This window comes from Pseudonocardia endophytica (assembly GCF_004339565.1).
In the GTDB taxonomy this organism is placed as follows: Bacteria; Actinomycetota; Actinomycetes; order Mycobacteriales; family Pseudonocardiaceae; genus Pseudonocardia; species Pseudonocardia endophytica.
In genome coordinates this window covers 14,926-31,133 of sequence record NZ_SMFZ01000001.1, presented here as the reverse complement: position 1 = coordinate 31,133, position 16,208 = coordinate 14,926, and the positions used below count along the sequence as shown (strand labels likewise).

At 73.0% G+C, this 16,208-nt stretch carries 18 protein-coding genes; 12 read left to right on the top strand and 6 right to left on the bottom strand.

Features of this window, described 5'->3' with window-relative positions:
* Positions 1-111 precede the first annotated feature (111 nt).
* Positions 112-519 carry a VOC family protein gene (locus EV378_RS00145; RefSeq protein ID WP_132420645.1) on the top strand — a complete coding sequence of 136 codons (408 nt, stop codon included), beginning with the start codon at positions 112-114 and terminating at the stop codon, positions 517-519.
* Positions 520-1,141: 622 nt separating this feature from the next.
* Here EV378_RS00145 and EV378_RS00140 read toward each other — a convergent pair.
* Positions 1,142-1,876 (bottom strand): helix-turn-helix domain-containing protein, encoded by a 735-nt coding sequence (locus EV378_RS00140; RefSeq protein WP_132420643.1) that lies wholly within the window; start codon positions 1,874-1,876, stop codon positions 1,142-1,144.
* Positions 1,877-2,082: 206 nt separating this feature from the next.
* Entirely contained in the window at positions 2,083-2,646 is a 564-nt protein-coding gene (locus tag EV378_RS00135; RefSeq protein WP_132420641.1) for a YceI family protein, read from the bottom strand.
* Between the two features lie 94 nt (positions 2,647-2,740).
* Here EV378_RS00135 and EV378_RS00130 point away from each other — a divergent pair, with 94 nt between their 5' ends.
* A complete protein-coding gene (locus tag EV378_RS00130; RefSeq protein ID WP_132420639.1) occupies positions 2,741-3,262 on the top strand; it encodes a MarR family winged helix-turn-helix transcriptional regulator in 522 nt (173 codons plus the stop codon).
* Between the two features lie 52 nt (positions 3,263-3,314).
* Positions 3,315-4,718, top strand: a complete 1,404-nt coding sequence (gene lpdA / locus EV378_RS00125; RefSeq protein WP_132420637.1) for a dihydrolipoyl dehydrogenase — start codon at positions 3,315-3,317, stop codon at positions 4,716-4,718.
* 80 nt (positions 4,719-4,798) lie between these two features.
* Here lpdA and EV378_RS35105 read toward each other — a convergent pair whose 3' ends face one another.
* Positions 4,799-4,960: a hypothetical protein gene (locus EV378_RS35105; protein WP_165922077.1), complete on the bottom strand. Its 162-nt coding sequence runs from the start codon at positions 4,958-4,960 to the stop codon at positions 4,799-4,801.
* Between the two features lie 114 nt (positions 4,961-5,074).
* Positions 5,075-5,644, bottom strand: coding sequence for an NUDIX domain-containing protein (locus EV378_RS00120; protein ID WP_132420635.1), 570 nt, complete (start codon positions 5,642-5,644; stop codon positions 5,075-5,077).
* An 88-nt stretch (positions 5,645-5,732) separates the two neighbouring features.
* Between EV378_RS00120 and dop the strand changes: the two genes are divergently transcribed.
* The 6 genes from dop to EV378_RS00090 all read left to right on the top strand — a co-directional run bounded on the left by dop (position 5,733) and on the right by EV378_RS00090 (position 10,888).
* Positions 5,733-7,250, top strand: coding sequence for a depupylase/deamidase Dop (dop, locus tag EV378_RS00115; protein ID WP_132420633.1), 1,518 nt, complete (start codon positions 5,733-5,735; stop codon positions 7,248-7,250).
* Positions 7,251-7,394: 144 nt separating this feature from the next.
* The gene (locus tag EV378_RS00110; protein ID WP_132420631.1) at positions 7,395-7,592 is read left to right on the top strand and encodes a ubiquitin-like protein Pup; all 198 of its coding nucleotides are present in this window, start codon (positions 7,395-7,397) and stop codon (positions 7,590-7,592) included.
* A gap of 85 nt (positions 7,593-7,677) precedes the next feature.
* A complete protein-coding gene (gene prcB, locus EV378_RS00105; RefSeq protein ID WP_132420629.1) occupies positions 7,678-8,553 on the top strand; it encodes a proteasome subunit beta in 876 nt (291 codons plus the stop codon).
* A gap of 51 nt (positions 8,554-8,604) precedes the next feature.
* Complete coding sequence (prcA, locus tag EV378_RS00100) at positions 8,605-9,405, top strand: proteasome subunit alpha (protein ID WP_132420627.1); 801 nt, start codon at positions 8,605-8,607, stop codon at positions 9,403-9,405.
* On the top strand, positions 9,402-9,875 hold the full coding sequence (locus EV378_RS00095) for an SRPBCC family protein (protein ID WP_132420625.1): 474 nt from the start codon (positions 9,402-9,404) through the stop codon (positions 9,873-9,875). Before prcA ends, EV378_RS00095 begins: the two co-directional genes overlap by 4 nt.
* Positions 9,872-10,888, top strand: a complete 1,017-nt coding sequence (locus EV378_RS00090) for an LLM class flavin-dependent oxidoreductase (protein WP_132420623.1) — start codon at positions 9,872-9,874, stop codon at positions 10,886-10,888. Before EV378_RS00095 ends, EV378_RS00090 begins: the two co-directional genes overlap by 4 nt.
* 102 nt (positions 10,889-10,990) lie before the next feature.
* Here the strand turns inward: EV378_RS00090 and EV378_RS00085 are convergent, their stop codons facing one another.
* Positions 10,991-11,914: a LysR family transcriptional regulator gene (locus tag EV378_RS00085; protein WP_132420621.1), complete on the bottom strand. Its 924-nt coding sequence runs from the start codon at positions 11,912-11,914 to the stop codon at positions 10,991-10,993.
* Positions 11,915-11,987: 73 nt separating this feature from the next.
* Here EV378_RS00085 and EV378_RS00080 point away from each other — a divergent pair, with 73 nt between their 5' ends.
* Positions 11,988-12,929, top strand: a complete 942-nt coding sequence (locus EV378_RS00080; RefSeq protein ID WP_165922076.1) for a DMT family transporter — start codon at positions 11,988-11,990, stop codon at positions 12,927-12,929.
* Positions 12,930-12,996: 67 nt separating this feature from the next.
* On the opposite strand, the gene fdhD is transcribed toward EV378_RS00080, so the two are convergent.
* Positions 12,997-13,824, bottom strand: a complete 828-nt coding sequence (fdhD, locus tag EV378_RS00075; RefSeq protein ID WP_132420617.1) for a formate dehydrogenase accessory sulfurtransferase FdhD — start codon at positions 13,822-13,824, stop codon at positions 12,997-12,999.
* Between the two features lie 45 nt (positions 13,825-13,869).
* Here fdhD and mobA point away from each other — a divergent pair, with 45 nt between their 5' ends.
* Together mobA and EV378_RS00065 are read left to right on the top strand one after the other, a co-directional pair.
* A complete protein-coding gene (gene mobA, locus EV378_RS00070; protein WP_207908530.1) occupies positions 13,870-14,508 on the top strand; it encodes a molybdenum cofactor guanylyltransferase in 639 nt (212 codons plus the stop codon).
* A gap of 191 nt (positions 14,509-14,699) precedes the next feature.
* Positions 14,700-16,178, top strand: a complete 1,479-nt coding sequence (locus EV378_RS00065; protein WP_132420615.1) for an amidase — start codon at positions 14,700-14,702, stop codon at positions 16,176-16,178.
* The last annotated feature ends 30 nt before the right edge of the window (positions 16,179-16,208 follow it).

Sequence of the window (16,208 nt, the reverse complement as noted above, 5' to 3'; positions counted from 1 at the left end):
TGCCGTCCCGGTTCGTTACGGGAGTCCGATCCGTCGGCATCGGCCGCGGGTCCGTTCCGGCTGTCCGATCCGTTCACGACGCGTGCGACGCGGCTCTCTACCGTCCTCGCCATGACCGACACGACCATCGGCGCGCAGCTGGACATGATCGGGATCGTCGTCTCCGACATGCCGCGCTCGCTCGCGTTCTACCGCCTGATAGGCCTGGACATCCCCGCGTCCGCCGACACGGAGCCGCACGTGGAGGTGACGCTGCGCGGCGGTCTGCGACTCGGCTTCGACACCGACGCCACCGTCGCCTCGTTCCACGCCGACTACACGCCCCCTCCGCCCGGTGGAGGACGCGTCGGCGTGGCGTTCCTGCTCCCCGACCCGGCCGCCGTGGACGCGGCGCACGCCCGTGTCGTCGACGCGGGATACGAGAGCGAGCTCGTCCCGTTCGACGCTCCGTGGGGCCAGCGCTACGCCACCGTCCGCGACCCGGACGGCACGAGCCTCGACCTGTTCGCCTGGGCCTGACCCCGGCCCGTCGAACGACGGTGACGTCCCCGTGCCGGGAGTGTCCGAACGTCACGCTCGTTCGGGCCGGCGAGCGGGATCCGGATCGGGTGCGGGCGTGGCCGGGCAGGGCAGCGCGGCCGGTCGTCGTGCGCCGGCGGCCGGCACCGCTCCGGGAGGAAGCTCAGGTGACCGGAACGCCGCACTCGACGCCTCGACGGGATCGAGTGGCGGGTTGTGGCGGTCGGGACAGCCAGAACGTCGCAACCGATTCGCAACGCCGATCGGCAGGCACGTTTCGGCGGTCCCGCGGCGCTGTGGCGTGGCGATCCGTTGCGGCGTGGCGATCCCGAGGGTCGGCGTTCCGGCATCGACCGGAACGGATGTGGCGTCGGTAGCCGATGACGCGGACGGAGTGTCCGGCCGGGTCGCGCCCGAGGTGACCTCACGTTCGAGCCGAACTCGGAGCAGGGCGGTGGCGCGGGCGGGGCGTGCGAGCCGGCGCGGGCGTGACGCCGGTGCCGATGCGCCTGACGGACGACGCATTCGTCCGGCCGGGCCGCAGCTTCGTCCGGCCGGGCCGCAGCGGCTGGGCGTCGAGCCGGGACGACGGCGCCACCGGGCGGCCCGGGACGCGTTCGGCTCAGCCCGCGGCGAGGGCGGTGGGTGAGACGCCGGCCAGAGCCCTGACCTCGCGGGACAGGTGCGGTTGGTCCGCGTAGCCGGTGCGGGCGGCCACGTCGGCGGGAGCGGCTCCCGAGTACAGCAGCGCGGCCGCGGCACGGAACCGGAGCACCCGACGGGCCACCGACGGGCCGTAGCCCAGCGTCGCGACGCAGGTGCGGTGCAGCGTGCGGGTGGTGACGCCGAGCCGGTCCGCCACGTCGGTGGTCGCCGCGCCGCGGGCGAGTGCGCGCAACGCCCAGCGGGGGAGCGGGCGGGGAAGGGGACGTCGGCGGTCCGCGGCGACCAGCCGGGACGCTGTGTCCAGGAGCAGGGCCGCGTCGAGATGAACACCACGGTCGTCGGGGGCCTCGCCGACGACCGTCACGTCCACGTCGGCGGGGGAGAGCGGCAGGTCCGACAGCGACACACGCTGGTTCACGAGCTCGGCCGCCGGTACACCGAGCAGCGTAGGCAGGACTCCGGGCCGGAACCGCAGGCCCGTCGTCACCGCGCCGGGCGACGGCCGTGCCGTGTGCGCCGCCGTGTCCGGTCCGGCCACGACGAGGCGCCCGTCGAGCACCAGCAGGTCCATGCACCCGTCGGGGAGCACGCGCTGTTCGCGGGCCACCTCCGGCCCGGTCCGGGACTGCCAGGCGCACTCCAGCAGCGTGCCGACCGGTCCCGCCGGCCGCCACTCCCGGTACGAGGTCACGCGACCGAGCCTACGACCGACCCCCGGCAGGAACCGGCGCGGACCGCGAACGGCCGGACGACCGGACGGCCGGCGGGTGCCGACGCCGCCGGGTGTCGGAGCGTCGCACGCGACCGCGGACCGCCCGGACACGAGCCGCCCCGGACACGACCGAGCCCCGGACCGGGAGCCGGTCCGGGGCCTCTGCAGGTCGCGGAGGTGTGGGATCAGGAGGCGCGCAGGACGCCCTCGATCTCCAGCTCGATGCCGATCTTCTCGCTCACGACGACGCCGCCGCCGTCGAGCGGCATCGAGATGTCGACGCCGAAGTCGCTGCGGTTGATCGAGGTGGTGGCGGTGAAGCCGGCGCGGGTGCCGCCCCACGCGTCCGGGCCGAACCCGTTGACCTCGAGCTTGAGCTGGACCGGCTTGGTGACGCCCTTGATCGTCAGGTCGCCCGCCAGCACGAAGTCCTCGCCGTCGGCGGTGATGCCGGTGGAGCGGAACGTCCACTCCGGGTGCGTCTCGACCTCGAAGAAGTCGGCCGACTTGATGTGCTGGTCACGCTGGTCGGTGCCGGTGTCGATGGACCGGGCGTCGATCGTCGCGGAGACGGTGGAGTCCTCGAAGCGCTCACCGGTGGTGAACTCGCCTGCGAACACGTCGAACTTGCCGCGGACCTTGCTGACCATCATGTGCCGGACGACGAACGACACGGCCGAGTGCGACGCGTCGATGTCCCACGTGCCGACGGTGTAGTTCGGGATGCTGGTGGTGGACGCTGCAGTCATCGGGGGAGACCTCCGGAGATTGGTTGAACTCTCACTTGTTGAGAGCGATACTAGTACCAACGAGTTGAGCGTTCAATGATTACCGGGAGGTGTCGTGGGTCACACACCCTGGCTCGACGATGACGAGCAGCGGACGTGGCGCGCCTTCCTGGCCGCGAACCGGCTGGTGTCCGAGCGTGTCGAGCGGCAGATGCAGTCCGAGTCGAAGATGCCGCAGGCCTACTACGAGATCCTGGTCCGGCTGTCCGAGGCGCCGGGCCGGACGTTGCGGATGAGCGAGCTGGCGACGTCGTCGCTGTCCTCGCGCAGCCGGGTCTCGCACGCGGTCGCGCGGATGGAGGAGGCCGGCTGGATCGCCCGCACGTCGTGCCCGACCGACCGCCGCGGGCAGATGGCCGCCCTCACCGACGAGGGCATGTCCGTCCTGGAGAGCGCCGCGCCCGGTCACGTCACGACGGTCCGCGCGACGGTGTTCGACGCGCTGACCCGTGATCAGCAGCACGCGCTGCGCGAGGCGACCGAGGCACTCGTCGCGCACCTGTCCGACGGTCCGCTGTGGCTGGTCGACGGGGAGTCCTGCGACGGCGAGGAGGCCGACGGCTGCGCGAGCGCGTGACGCCGCTCGCCCGGCCCGGCGCGGGGTGGCGCACGGGTCCTAGGCTGGGCACATGCCTCATTTCGACGTCGTCGTTCTCGGTGCCGGCCCCGGTGGATACGTCGCGGCCATCCGTGCCGCCCAGCTCGGCCGCAGCGTGGCCGTCGTCGAGGAGAAGTACTGGGGCGGGGTGTGCCTGAACGTCGGCTGCATCCCGTCGAAGGCCCTGCTGCGCAACGCCGAGCTCGCCCACATCTTCACCGCCGAGCAGAAGACGTTCGGCATCTCCGGTGACGTCTCGTTCGACTTCGGCGCCGCGTTCGACCGCAGCCGCACGGTCGCCGACGGCCGGGTCAAGGGCGTGCACTTCCTGATGAAGAAGAACAAGATCACCGAGTTCGACGGGTTCGGCCGCTTCACGAAGCCCGGCGAGATCGAGGTGGACCTGTCCGACGGCGGGTCGGAGACGCTCACCTACGGCGACGTGATCATCGCCAGCGGCTCCACCGTGAAGCTGCTCCCCGGCACCGAGCTCTCCGAGCGCGTGGTGACCTACGAGGAGCAGATCCTCACCCGCGAGCTGCCCGGATCGGTGGTCATCGCCGGGGCCGGCGCGATCGGCGTCGAGTTCGCCTACGTGCTGGCCAACTACGGCGTCGACGTGACGATCGTCGAGTTCCTGGACCGCCTGCTCCCGCTGGAGGACGCGGACGTGTCCAAGGAGCTGGCCAAGCGCTACAAGAAGCTCGGTGTGACGGTGCGCACCTCGACGAAGGTCGAGTCCATCGTCGACGACGGCTCCGGCGTCACGGTCACCGTCTCCTCCGGCGACAAGCAGGAGGAGATCAAGGCCGACAAGGTGATCCAGGCGATCGGCTTCGCCCCGCGGGTCGACGGCTTCGGTCTGGACAAGCTCGGCGTCGAGCTGACCGAGCGCGGCGCCATCGCGATCGACGACCACATGCGGACGAACGTCGAGCACGTCTACGCGATCGGCGACGTGACGGCGAAGCTGATGCTGGCGCACGTCGCGGAGGCGCAGGGCGTCGTGGCGGCGGAAACGCTGGCCGGGGCGGAGACCCAGGAGCTCGAGTACGTGATGATGCCGCGCGCGACGTTCTGCCAGCCGCAGGTCGCGAGCTTCGGCTACACGCAGGCCCAGGCCGAGGAGCTCGCCGACGAGAAGGGCTGGAAGGTCAAGGTCGCGCAGTTCCCGTTCACCGCGAACGGCAAGGCGCAGGGCATGGCCGAGCCGAACGGTTTCGTGAAGCTGATCAGCGACGACACCTACGGCGAGCTGCTCGGCGGGCACATCATCGGCGCGGAGGCGACGGAGCTCCTGCCGGAGCTGACGCTGGCCCAGAAGTGGGACCTGACGGCGTTCGAGCTGGCGCGCAACGTGCACGCCCACCCGACGCTGTCCGAGGGCCTGCAGGAGGCGATCCACGGCCTGGCCGGCCACATGATCAACCTCTGAGGTCCGGCCGGCCGGCGCTCGAGCACCCCGAGATGCGCGACGGAGCGGACGGCGCTCGGGTCCCGGGGCGGAGGGCGGAACTAGCGCGGGGCGGCGTCCGCATCGTGACTGCGGCGCTGCGCCTCGCGCCGGTCCGCCTCCAGCGCGGCTTCCACGGCGGCCTGCACCGCGGCCGTCGAGACGTCCGGATCGATCTTCCGTGCGGCGGCCAACGAGCGGGCCGAGACCGAGATGCTGACCATGGCGAACTCCGGGATGCTGCGGGATGACGACGGCGTTGCGGGGATGTTGCCACGGAGGTTCCGGGGAATCCCCTCGTGGCCCCGCGGGGCGTGTCGGGATCGGGCCGGACGATGTTACCGGTCGGTACCTCCGACGTGACCGGAGAGCCAACGGCGGGCGACCTCCCGCCCGTCGGGCACGAACGCCCATGAAGGGTCCTCGATCCGGGAGCGCAGCTCGTCGAGCTCCATCCACCAGTGCTCCGCCACCTCGGACGCCTGGCCGACCACCGGCCCGTCGGAGAACGCCTGGTAGGCGAACACGTGGGCACGCAGGCCGTGCGGTCCGGTGCCGGGGCCGGTGTCGACGCCCAGCGCCGACGCGTCGAACGCCATCCGGAACAGCGGTTCCAGCGGGACGCCCGTGACGCCGAGCTCCTCGCCGAGCTCGCGGGCCGCTGCCGTGTCCGGCGTCTCACCCGGGTCGATCACCCCGCCGGCCCAGCAGTCGACCAGACCGGCCATCACGAGCTTGTCGTCGGTGCGTCGGTGCACGAGCACCCGGCGACCGTCGGTGCTGCGCAGGGCGACCGCCGTCGTGCCGTGCCACCACGAGTGCGCGTAGACCTCGCCGCGGTCCGCCTCGCCGATCACGACACCGTCCGCGTCGTAGAGCGCCACCCGTTCCCGGGCCGGATCCGTCATGGACGCATCATGGCCGCCGACCGCGCACGCGACCCGGTGGCGGTTAGGCTCGGCGAATGCACTCTCGCCGGAGGACCGGGGTTCACGCATGACCGCTCGTCGCATCATGGGCACGGAGATCGAGTACGGGATCGCGGTGCCCGGCGACCCCGCCGCCAACCCGGTGGTGACCTCGACCCAGGTCGTGCTCGCCTACGCCGCCGCGGCGGACGTCCCGCGCAACCGGCGCGCGCGCTGGGACTACGAGGTCGAGTCCCCGCTGCGCGACGCGCGCGGCTTCGACCTGTCCGCCCCGTCGCTCGCTCCGCAGCTCGACCAGGACCTCGACGACCTCGGCGCGGCGAACGTCATCCTCACCAACGGCGCCCGGCTGTACGTCGACCACGCCCACCCCGAGTACTCGACGCCCGAGGTGCTGACCCCGCGCGACGTCGTGATCTGGGACAAGGCGGGCGAGCGGGTGATGCTGGAGGCGGCGAACCGGGCCGCCACCGTGCCGAACTCGCCGCGGCTGCAGCTCTACAAGAACAACGTCGACGGCAAGGGCGCGAGCTACGGCTCGCACGAGAACTACCTGATGGCGCGCACGACGACGTTCCCGTCGATCGTCGGCGGGCTCACGCCGTTCTTCGTGTCCCGGCAGGTGGTGTGCGGGGCCGGCCGCGTCGGTCTGGGCCAGCAGGGCGACGAGCCGGGCTACCAGATCGCGCAGCGCTCGGACTACATCGAGGTCGAGGTCGGTCTGGAGACCACGCTCAAGCGCGGGATCATCAACACCCGCGACGAGCCGCACGCGGACGCCGACAAGTACCGCCGCCTGCACGTCATCATCGGTGACGCGAACCTGTCCGAGTACGCGACCCTGATCAAGGTCGGCTCGACGGCGCTGGTCCTGGACATGATCGAGCACGGCGGCCGGTTCGACGACCTGCGGCTGTCCGAGCCGGTCCGGGCCGTCGCGCAGCTGTCGCACGACCCGTCGTTGAGGCAGACGGTGGAGCTGGCCGACGGGCGCAAGCTCACCGGCGTCCAGATCCAGCGCGAGTACTACGAGCGCGCCGCGACGCACGTCGAGAAGACCCAGGGTTCCGAGGTGGACGACGACACCGCCGAGGTGCTGGAAGCCTGGGGCGGCGTGCTCGACGACCTGGAGCGCGACCCGATGTCCACGGCCGACCGCCTGGACTGGACGGCCAAGCTCAAGCTGCTCGAGGCCTACCGGGAGCGCGACAGCCTGGAGTGGGGCGCGGGGCGGCTGGCCATGGTCGACCTGCAGTACTCCGACGTCCGGCTGGCCAAGGGCCTGTACAACCGGCTCGTCACCCGCGGCTCGATGCGCAGGGTGGTGACCGAGGAGCAGGTCATGGCCGCGATGACGGAGCCGCCGGAGGACACCCGTGCCTATTTCCGTGGCAGCTGCATGAAGCGTTACCCCATCGAGGTCGCGGCCGCGTCCTGGGACTCGGTCATCTTCGACCTGGGCCGCGAGTCGCTGGTGCGCATCCCGACGCTGGAGCCGTTGCGCGGGACGCGGCGGCACGTCGGGGAGCTGTTCGAGGCCACGTCGACGGCGGAGGAGCTCGTCGACAAGCTCACCCAGGGCTGACCTGATTCGGGGGGCACGCCGAACGTCGTCGCACGTGACGTAGGGCGTGTCGGCGAACCGGTGGGTAGGGTGGAGGAGTACCGGACCCGGTCCGTCGCGCGAGGAACGCGCGGTGGCCGGGCCCTAGTGCGAGGAGGAAGCGTCATGTCGCAGGAGCAGACGAAGCGCCAGGGCGGTGGCGACGGCGACGACGAGGGCGCGGACGGCGCCGAGGGCAGCGGCCAGGAGCGCAGGGAGAAGCTCGGCGAGGACGTCGACACCATCCTCGACGAGATCGACGACGTGCTCGAGGAGAACGCGGAGGACTTCGTCCGGTCCTACGTGCAGAAGGGCGGCCAGTAGGCTTCCCCCCGCCCCCGGTCCGCCGGGGGCGGTCCCGTCGTCAGGCAGTGAGCCACACCGAACGAGGAGAGGCACGAACCCGACCATGGAGTTCCGGCCGCCGGCCGCCCCCGGGATTCTTCCCGGGCAGCACACGGGTCAGCTCAGTACGTACATGACCGGCGCGCAGTCGTTCTCCGACTTCGTCGGGTCCGCCGCACCGCACCTGATGCCGGGTGCCGGTGTGGTCCCTGGTCACGCCGGGTCGCCGGCCTCGGACCTCGGCGTGCCGCACGGCACGACGATCGTCGCGCTCACGTTCCCCGGCGGCGTCGTCATCGCCGGCGACCGGCGCGCCACGGCGGGCAACACGATCGCCCAGCGCGACATCGAGAAGGTCTTCGTCACCGACGAGCACTCGGCCGTCGGGATCGCCGGCTCGGCCGGGATCGCGCTGGAGATGGTCCGGCTGTTCAGCGTGGACCTGGAGCACTACGAGAAGCTCGAGGGCGTCCCGCTGTCGCTGGACGGCAAGGCCAACAAGCTCGCCGGGATGATCCGGCAGAACCTGGGCGCCGCGATGCAGGGTTTCGTCGTGGTCCCGCTGTTCGCCGGCTACGACGTCGAGGCAGCCGACCCGTCGAAGGCCGGCCGGATCGTGACCTACGACCCCACCGGCGGGCGCTACGACGAGCACCTCGGCTACCACGCCGTCGGCTCCGGCTCGGTGTTCGCGAAGTCGTCGATCAAGAAGCTCCGCGACCCGGAGGGCGACCTGGCCGCGACCGTCCGCACCGCCCTGGAAGGGCTCTACGACGCGGCCGACGACGACACCGCCACCGGAGGACCGGACACGGTGCGCCGGATCTACCCGATCGTCGTGAGCATCACCGCCCAGGGCGCGGTGCGCCGCCCGGAGGACGAGATCTCCGCCGTGGTCGACCAGGTCATCGAGGGCCGCCGCGCGCGTCCCGGCGGCTGACAAGTCGCCCCGAACCCCGCACTCGCACGACAGACCTGGAGCGCTCCCGCCATGACGATGCCGTTCTACTCCTCCGTCGACCAGCTGCTGCGCGACCGCTCGGAGCTCGCCCGCAAGGGCATCGCGCGCGGCCGCAGTGTCGTCGTGCTGACCTACTCCGGAGGCGTCCTGTTCGTCGCGGAGAACCGCGGCACGTCGCTGCGCAAGGTCTCGGAGATCTACGACCGGATCGGCTTCGCCGCCGTCGGCCGCTACAACGAGTTCGAGAACCTGCGCACCGGCGGCATCCGGATGGCCGACTTCCGGGGCTTCACCTACGACCGTCGCGACGTGAGCGGCCGGATGCTGGCCAACGCGTACGCGCAGGCGTTGGGCACGGCGTTCGTCGAGCAGCAGAAGCCGTTCGAGGTGGAGCTGTGCGTGGCCGAGGTCGGGCACAACCCGGACGGTGACCAGCTGTTCCGGATCACCTACGACGGTTCGATCACCGACGAGCCCCGCTACGTCGTGATGGGCGGCCAGACGGAGCCGATCTCGACGAAGCTCGGCGAGACCTACGAGCACGGCCTGGAGCTGTCCGCCGCGATCGAGGTCGCGCTCGGCGGGCTGCAGGTGCCGGGAGCCGACCCGTCCGCGTCGAACGGCAGCTCGCAGCAGGCCAGGGTGCTCGGCGCCGACGCGCTCGAGGTCGCCGTGCTGGACCGCGCCAGGGAGCGCCGGACGTTCCGCCGGATCTCCGGTGCGGCGCTGACCGACCTGCTGCCTGCCGCGAACCGCGGCACGAGCGAGCCGGAGCCCGACGTGGCCGGCGGGGACGACACCCCCGCCGCCGGTGGTGCGCTGCCGGAATGACGCGCTTCTCGGCGGACGTCGCGTCCGAGGCGACGGTCACGGCCGAGCGCAAGGCCGTCTGGGACGTGCTGGTCGACCCGGTGCTGCTGCCGAAGCTGACGCCGCTGCTGTCGAGGATCGAGGACGACGGCTCGTTGTGGCGGTGGCACATGGTGCGGCTGGCGGTCATGGGTGTCGGCATCAAGCCGGTGTTCACCGAGCGGATGACGTTCGACGAGGGCGTCCGGATCGACTTCACCCACGAGCCGCCCGCCGGCGTGACCGAGTGGGCGGGCGCGGAGGGCCACTACACGCTGAGCGACACCCCGGGCGGGACGCACCTGGAGATCGGGCTGCGCCTCGACGTCGACCTGCCGCTGTCCCGGCTCGCGGCCCCGGTCGTGGAGCGCACGATGCGGTCGACGATGGCGGTGACAGGGGACCGGTTCTCCGCCAACCTCCTCAAGCACCTGAAGGCGAAACAGCGATGATCTTCGGTCTGGACACGTTCGGCGACGTCCCGGCGGGCGACGACGGCGAGCCGTTGCCGCACCCGGTGGCGATCCGGCAGGTCGTCGAGGAGGTCGTGGTGGCCGACTCGGCGGGCGTCGACGTCGTCGCGCTCGGGGAGCACCACCGTCCCGAGTACTCGATCTCGACACCGGAGACGGTGCTGGCGGCGATCGCGTCGCGGACGTCGCGCATCCGGCTCTCGTCCGGCGTCACGGTGCTCAGCTCGGACGACCCGGTGCGCGTCTACCAGCGGTTCGCGACGCTCGACGCGCTGTCCGACGGACGGGCCGAGGTGATCGTCGGTCGCGGGTCGTTCACCGAGTCGTTCCCGTTGTTCGGCTACGACATGGCCGACTACGAGGTGCTGTTCGAGGAGAAGCTGGACCTGTTCGTCCGGCTGCTCGACGAGAAGCCGGTGAGCTGGCAGGGGACCACCCGCGCGGCCCTGGAGGGCGCCGAGGTGTTCCCGACGGCCGGGCACCGGATCCCGGTGTGGGTCGGCGTCGGCGGGTCCCCGGAGTCGGTGGTGCGCACCGCCCGTCACGACCTCGGACTGATGCTGGCGGTCATCGGTGGTCCGCCCGCGCGGTTCGCGCCGTACGTCGACCTGTACCACCGTGCCGTCGAGCAGTTCGGGCACGAGCCGAAGCCGGTCGGGATGCACGCGCCCGGCTTCGTCGCGGACACCGACGACGAGGCCCGCGAGATCTTCTACGCGCCCTACAAGGCGCAGATGGACCGGATCGGTGCCCTGCGCGGATGGCCTCCGATGTCGCGGGGCCGGTTCGAGGCCGACGTCGAGGGCGGCGCGCTGCACGTCGGGTCCCCGGAGACGGTGGCTCGCAAGATCGCCGGCTCGGTCCGCGCGATCGGCGCCGGACGCTTCGACCTGATCTACACGGTCGGCCCGCAGCCGGTGTCGGCCCGCATGAAGGCGGTCGAGCTGTACGGTTCCCGCGTGATCCCGATGGTGCGCGAGATGCTCGGGTAGGTCGTCGCCCGACCGGCGTCGCACCGAGCCGGCCGACGGTGGGGACTCGCCGCTGCTCGGCGGGCACCGGTCGCGGCCGCTGCCGGTCAGGGCGCTCCGCCGTCAGGTCCCGGCCGGGCCGGGCGCCCGGTTCCGCTCCCGCGCGGCCCGGACGACCGCGTCGCGGAACGCGCGCAGGCCCGGTGTGTCGTCGTTCTCCCGCACGGCGACGGCCAGCGTGCGGCGTACCGGCGGGCTGCACGGCCGGAGCGCGACGCCCTCGGGGATCGGGTCCAGCGCGCCGCGGGGCACGATCGCGACGGCCATGCCGGCCGCGACGAGGCGGAGATGCGTGGTGAAGTCCGCCACCCGGTACCGCACCTCCGGCTCGACACCGGACTCGCGCAGCACCTGGACGAGCGCCTCGTAGGACTCGGTACCCGACGGGCAGCTCACCCAGATCTCGCCGTCGGTGGCGGAGAGCTGAACCCGGTCGGACCCGGCGAGCCCGTGACCGGCGGACACCGCCAGCAGCGCCTCCTCGGTGTCCACGTCCCACGTCCGCACGCCCGGTGGCAGCCGGGCGGGTAGGTCGTCCCAGCTCTCCAGCAGCACGGCGTCCAGGTCCCGGGACCGCAGTGCGGGCAGCAGGTCGACGACCTCGCCGTCGCGCACCGTCGGGACGAGCCGCGGGTGCTCGGCGGCCAGCGACCGCAGCGCCGCGGGCAGCAGAGCGCGCAACGCGCTGGCCACGGCCCCGATCCGCAGCGGGCCGACCGCCTCGTCCCGCAGCGCGGCCAGGTCACGACCCGCGTCGGCGACCGATTCCGCGACCGACCCGGCGTATCCGGCCAGCACATGTCCGGCCGCGGTCAGCCGGATGCCCCGCCCGTCGGGCTCGACGAGCCGGTGCCCGGTCTCGCGTTCCAGCTTGCGCAGCTGCTGGGTGACGGCGGGGCCGGTGATGTGCAGCGCGGCCGCGGCGGCCCCGACCGACCCGTGCTCCGCGACGGCCCCGAACACTCGCAGACGACCCCACTCGATCACGCAGCGATTCTACGCAGTGCACCGCAGATCTACTCATTGGATCTTTGTGGTCCGCGGAGGCAACGTGGAGGCCGTGACCTCCCCGATGCGCTCCTCCGCCCGGACCCTGCTCGCCGGTGCCGCGACGCTGGCGTCGACAGGCGTTCTCGTGCGGCTCGCCGACGTCGGCGCCGCGACGGCGTCGTTCTGGCGCTGCATCATCGCGCTCGCCGTGCTGCTGCCGCTGGCCGCGTGGGAGGCCCGCCGGTTCGGGACGCCCGGCGCCCGCCAGATCGGGTGGGGCCTGGCGGGCGGCGCGCTGCTGGGTGCGGACTTCCTGCTCTGGACGCAGAGTGTGCTGGACGCCGGGTCCGGGATCGCGAACGTCGTGCTGAACGTGCAGGTGATCGCGTTCCCGCTGATCGCGCTCGCCGTCGCGGGCACGGTCGTGCCGCGACGGCAGGTGATCGCCGCACCGGTGCTGCTGGCCGGTATCGCCCTGGCCGGTGGCGCACTGGGCGGCGACACGACGATGCCGTCGCCGGTGCGGGGTGCCGCCCTCGGCGCTGCGGCGGGCCTGGCCTACGCCGGCTACCTGTACCTGAGCCGCTCCAGCGCGCGGGCGGCTCGCGGGCACGTCGTGACGCCCGTCGCGGCCGCGACCGTGGCGGCGGCGCTCACGACCGGGATCGTCGGCGGCGCGACCCAGGGGATCGCGGTGGACCTGCCGCTCGCGTCCTGGTTCTGGCTGGCGGTGCTGGCGCTGGCCGGGCAGGTCGTCGCGTGGGTGCTGATCACCCGCGGCTCCGCGGGGCTGCCGCCCGGCACGTCAGCGGCCCTGCTGCTGGTCCAGCCGGTGCTGGCCGTGCTGCTCGGCGCCGTCGTGATGGGGGAGCGCCCGACGGTCTGGCAGCTCGCCGGGTGCGTGCTGGTGGTGCTCACGGTCGCAGCCACGACGATGGGCGGCTCGCGGCGGGACGCGGCGCCGGACGAGGAGCCGGAGCCGGTGGCGTCCGGGCGGCCCGCGACGTCGTGATCGGCGGGGCGCGGCGCCGCCCGGTGCCGGAGCGGGAGCGGCCCTGCCCCGGGATGCCCGCGGACGCTCAGACCCGGATGCGCTCCGCGCCGGTGTAGACGTTCCCGGTCTCGCCGCGCAGGAACCCGACGAGCGTCATTCCGGACTCCTCGGCCAGTTCCACGGCCAGCGACGACGGCGCCGACACCGCGGTCAGTGCGGGCACCCCGGCCATCACGGCCTTCTGCACCAGCTCGAACGACGCCCGTCCGGACACCATCAGGACGGTCCCGGTCGCGGGGACCCCGCCGTTCATCAGGACGTGGCCGAGCACCTTGTCGACGGCGTTGTGCCGCCCCACGTCCTCGCGGGCGACGATCAGCGATCCGTCCGCCCGGAACAGGCCGGCCGCGTGCAGGCCGCCGGTCGAGCCGAACACCTTCTGGTGCTCGCGCAGGCGGTCCGGCAGCGAGACGAGCACCTCGCGGTCCAGCGTGAGCGGGTCGGCGGCGGGGGAGTGGCGGGTCTTGAGCCGCACCGCGTCCAGGGACGCCTTGCCGCACACACCGCACGACGACGTCGTGTAGAAGTTCCGTTCCAGTGACGCGTCCGGTGGCGCGACGCCGGGGGCCAGATCGACGTCGAGCACGTTGTAGGTGTTGCGACCCTCGTCGTCGACGCTGTTGCAGTACCGCGCGACGGCGACGTCGTCGCCGGTCCCGATCACGCCCTCGGTGAGCAGGAAGCCGTGCGCGAGCTCGACGTCGTGCCCCGGTGTGCGCATGGTGACCGACAGGGGCTTGCCGCCGACCCGGATCTCCAGCGGCTCCTCGGCGACGAGCGTGTCCGGGCGGGAGCGCGTCCCGCCGTCGGGGGTCAGCCGCAGGACAGATCGGCGGACGGTCAGCCGGCCCATGGCGCCTCCTCGGTTCGGGTACGTGCTCCAGAATAGGCTCGTCGCGTGGCCGCAACACCGTCGCGACCGGCCGCCGGGATCGTCCTCGCCGGTGGCCGCAGCTCCCGGATGGGAACCCCGAAGGCGTGGCTGGACTGGCACGGCACGCCGCTGCTGGCCCGGACGGTCTCCGTGCTCGGCGATGCGGTCGACGGCCCGCTCGTCGTGGTCCGCGCGGCCGCACAGGACCTGCCCGCACTGGCCGACGGCGTCGAGGTCGTCGACGACCCGGTGCCGGACCTCGGCCCACTGCCCGCCATCGGGGTCGGCCTGGAGGCCGTCGGGGACACGGTGGATCGGGCATTCGTGGCGGCCGTCGACATGCCGCTGCTGGTTCCGGCGTTCGTGACCTGCGTGCTCGACGCGCTCGGGGCCGACGACGACGTCGCGCTGCCGGTCGCGCACGGCCATCACCAGCCGCTCGCGGCGGTCTACCGGACGTCGCTGACCGGACTGATCCGTGACCTGACCGCGACCGGCGACGGGCGCCCGCCGTCGCTGTTCGACCGGTGCCGTGTGCGTCACCTGACCGAGGACGAGCTGCGCGCCGCGCTCGTCACGGACGACCCCGGCCTGGCGTCGCTGACGAACGTGAACACACCCGAGGAGTACGCGAGAGCCCGGGACGAACGCCCCGGCCGCTGACCCGACGACCGCACCGCCCGCCGGACGTGCCCCGCCCGCGCGGGATCCGGCGCCACGCGCGGTGATCCGGTGTTCGCGCGCGTCGTGCTGCGCGCGGTTGCCGGACCGGTGCGCCTTCTGCGGATCAGGGTGCGTACCGAGCGGACGTCCGGCCATCGACACGGCGCCCTTGCGCCGCAAGGATCCCTGGCATGGACTACGCCGAGTACCGCTCGTACGACGCCGTCGGGCTGGCCGCACTGGTCGAGAAGGGCGAGGTCTCGGCGGCCGAGCTGCTGGACGCCGCGACCGCCCGCGCCGCCGAGGTGGACGGACGCATCGGCGCGATCGCGCGGCCGATGCACGCCCAGGCCCGCGCGAGGCTCTCGGAGACGCTGTCGGGCCCGTTCGCCGGCGTTCCGTTCCTGATCAAGGACCTCGGCCAGCACTACGCAGGCGTCCCGACGGCCGCCGGGACCGGGCCGCTCGCGACGGTCCCCGCCGAGCGGCACTCCGAGGTCGTGCGGCGCTGGCTGGACGCCGGGCTGGTGGTGTTCGGCAAGACGTCGACGCCGGAGTTCGGCGCGAAGGCGATCACCGAGCCGGTCGCCGGCCCGACCGCCCGCAACCCGTGGGACCTCACCCGCACGCCGGGCGGCTCGTCCGGCGGGTCCGCGGCGGCGGTGGCGGCCGGGATCGTGCCGGTCGCCGGCGCGAGCGACGGCGGGGGATCGATCCGCATCCCGGCCGCCTGCTGCGGGCTGTTCGGGCTCAAGCCGGGTCGCGGGCTGGTCCCGGACGGGCCGCACCAGTCCGAGCGGATGCACGGCGCGGCCGTGCAGGGCGTGCTCTCCCGGACGGTGCGGGACACCGCCGCGATGCTCGACGTGCTCGTCGGACCCGAGCCGGGCGCCCCCTACCGGCTCGCGGCACCGGACGAGCCGTACACCGAGGCCGCACGTCGCGAACCCGGTGTGCTGCGGATCGGCGTCAGCACCGCGTCGCCGATCGGCGGGACGGTCGACCCGGAGGCGCTGGCCGCCGTCCGCGAGGCGACGGACGTGCTCACCGGGCTCGGCCACGCCGTCGAACCGGCGAGCAGCGGCGTCGACGAGCGGCAGCTCTCGCGCGACTTCCTCACGATGTGGTTCGCGTCGATGGCCCATCAGGTCGCCGACGCCCGCGCACGCACCGGGGCCGCCGACGACGCGTTCGAGCTCGAGACGCGCATGATGGCCGCGCTCGGGCGGGCCACCTCGGCGCCCACCTACCTGTCCGCGTACGCGCGGTGGAACGAGCACACCCGCCGCCTGGCCGCGTTCCACGAGCGCTACGACCTGCTGCTCACCCCGACGCTGTCCCGCCCACCGTGGCGGATCGGGGAGCTGGCCACCCCGGAGCCGATGCGCAGGCTCGCCCGCGCCGTGCTCGCCGGCCGGGTCGCCGGGCTGCTGGGCCGGACGAACGTCGTCGACACGCTCGTCGACCGCAACCTCGGACCGGTGCCGTACACCCAGCTCGCGAACATCACCGGCCGTCCGGCGATGTCCGTCCCGCTGTACATCACGCCCGGCGGCCTGCCGCTCGGCGTCCAGCTCGTCGGCGGGATCGGGGCGGAGGGGCGGATGCTCGCACTAGCCACACAACTGGAGGCGGCCCGCCCGTGGGCCGACCGGCACCCACCGGTCTGACGCCCGCCCGTCGCCGGTCACGGCCGTCCT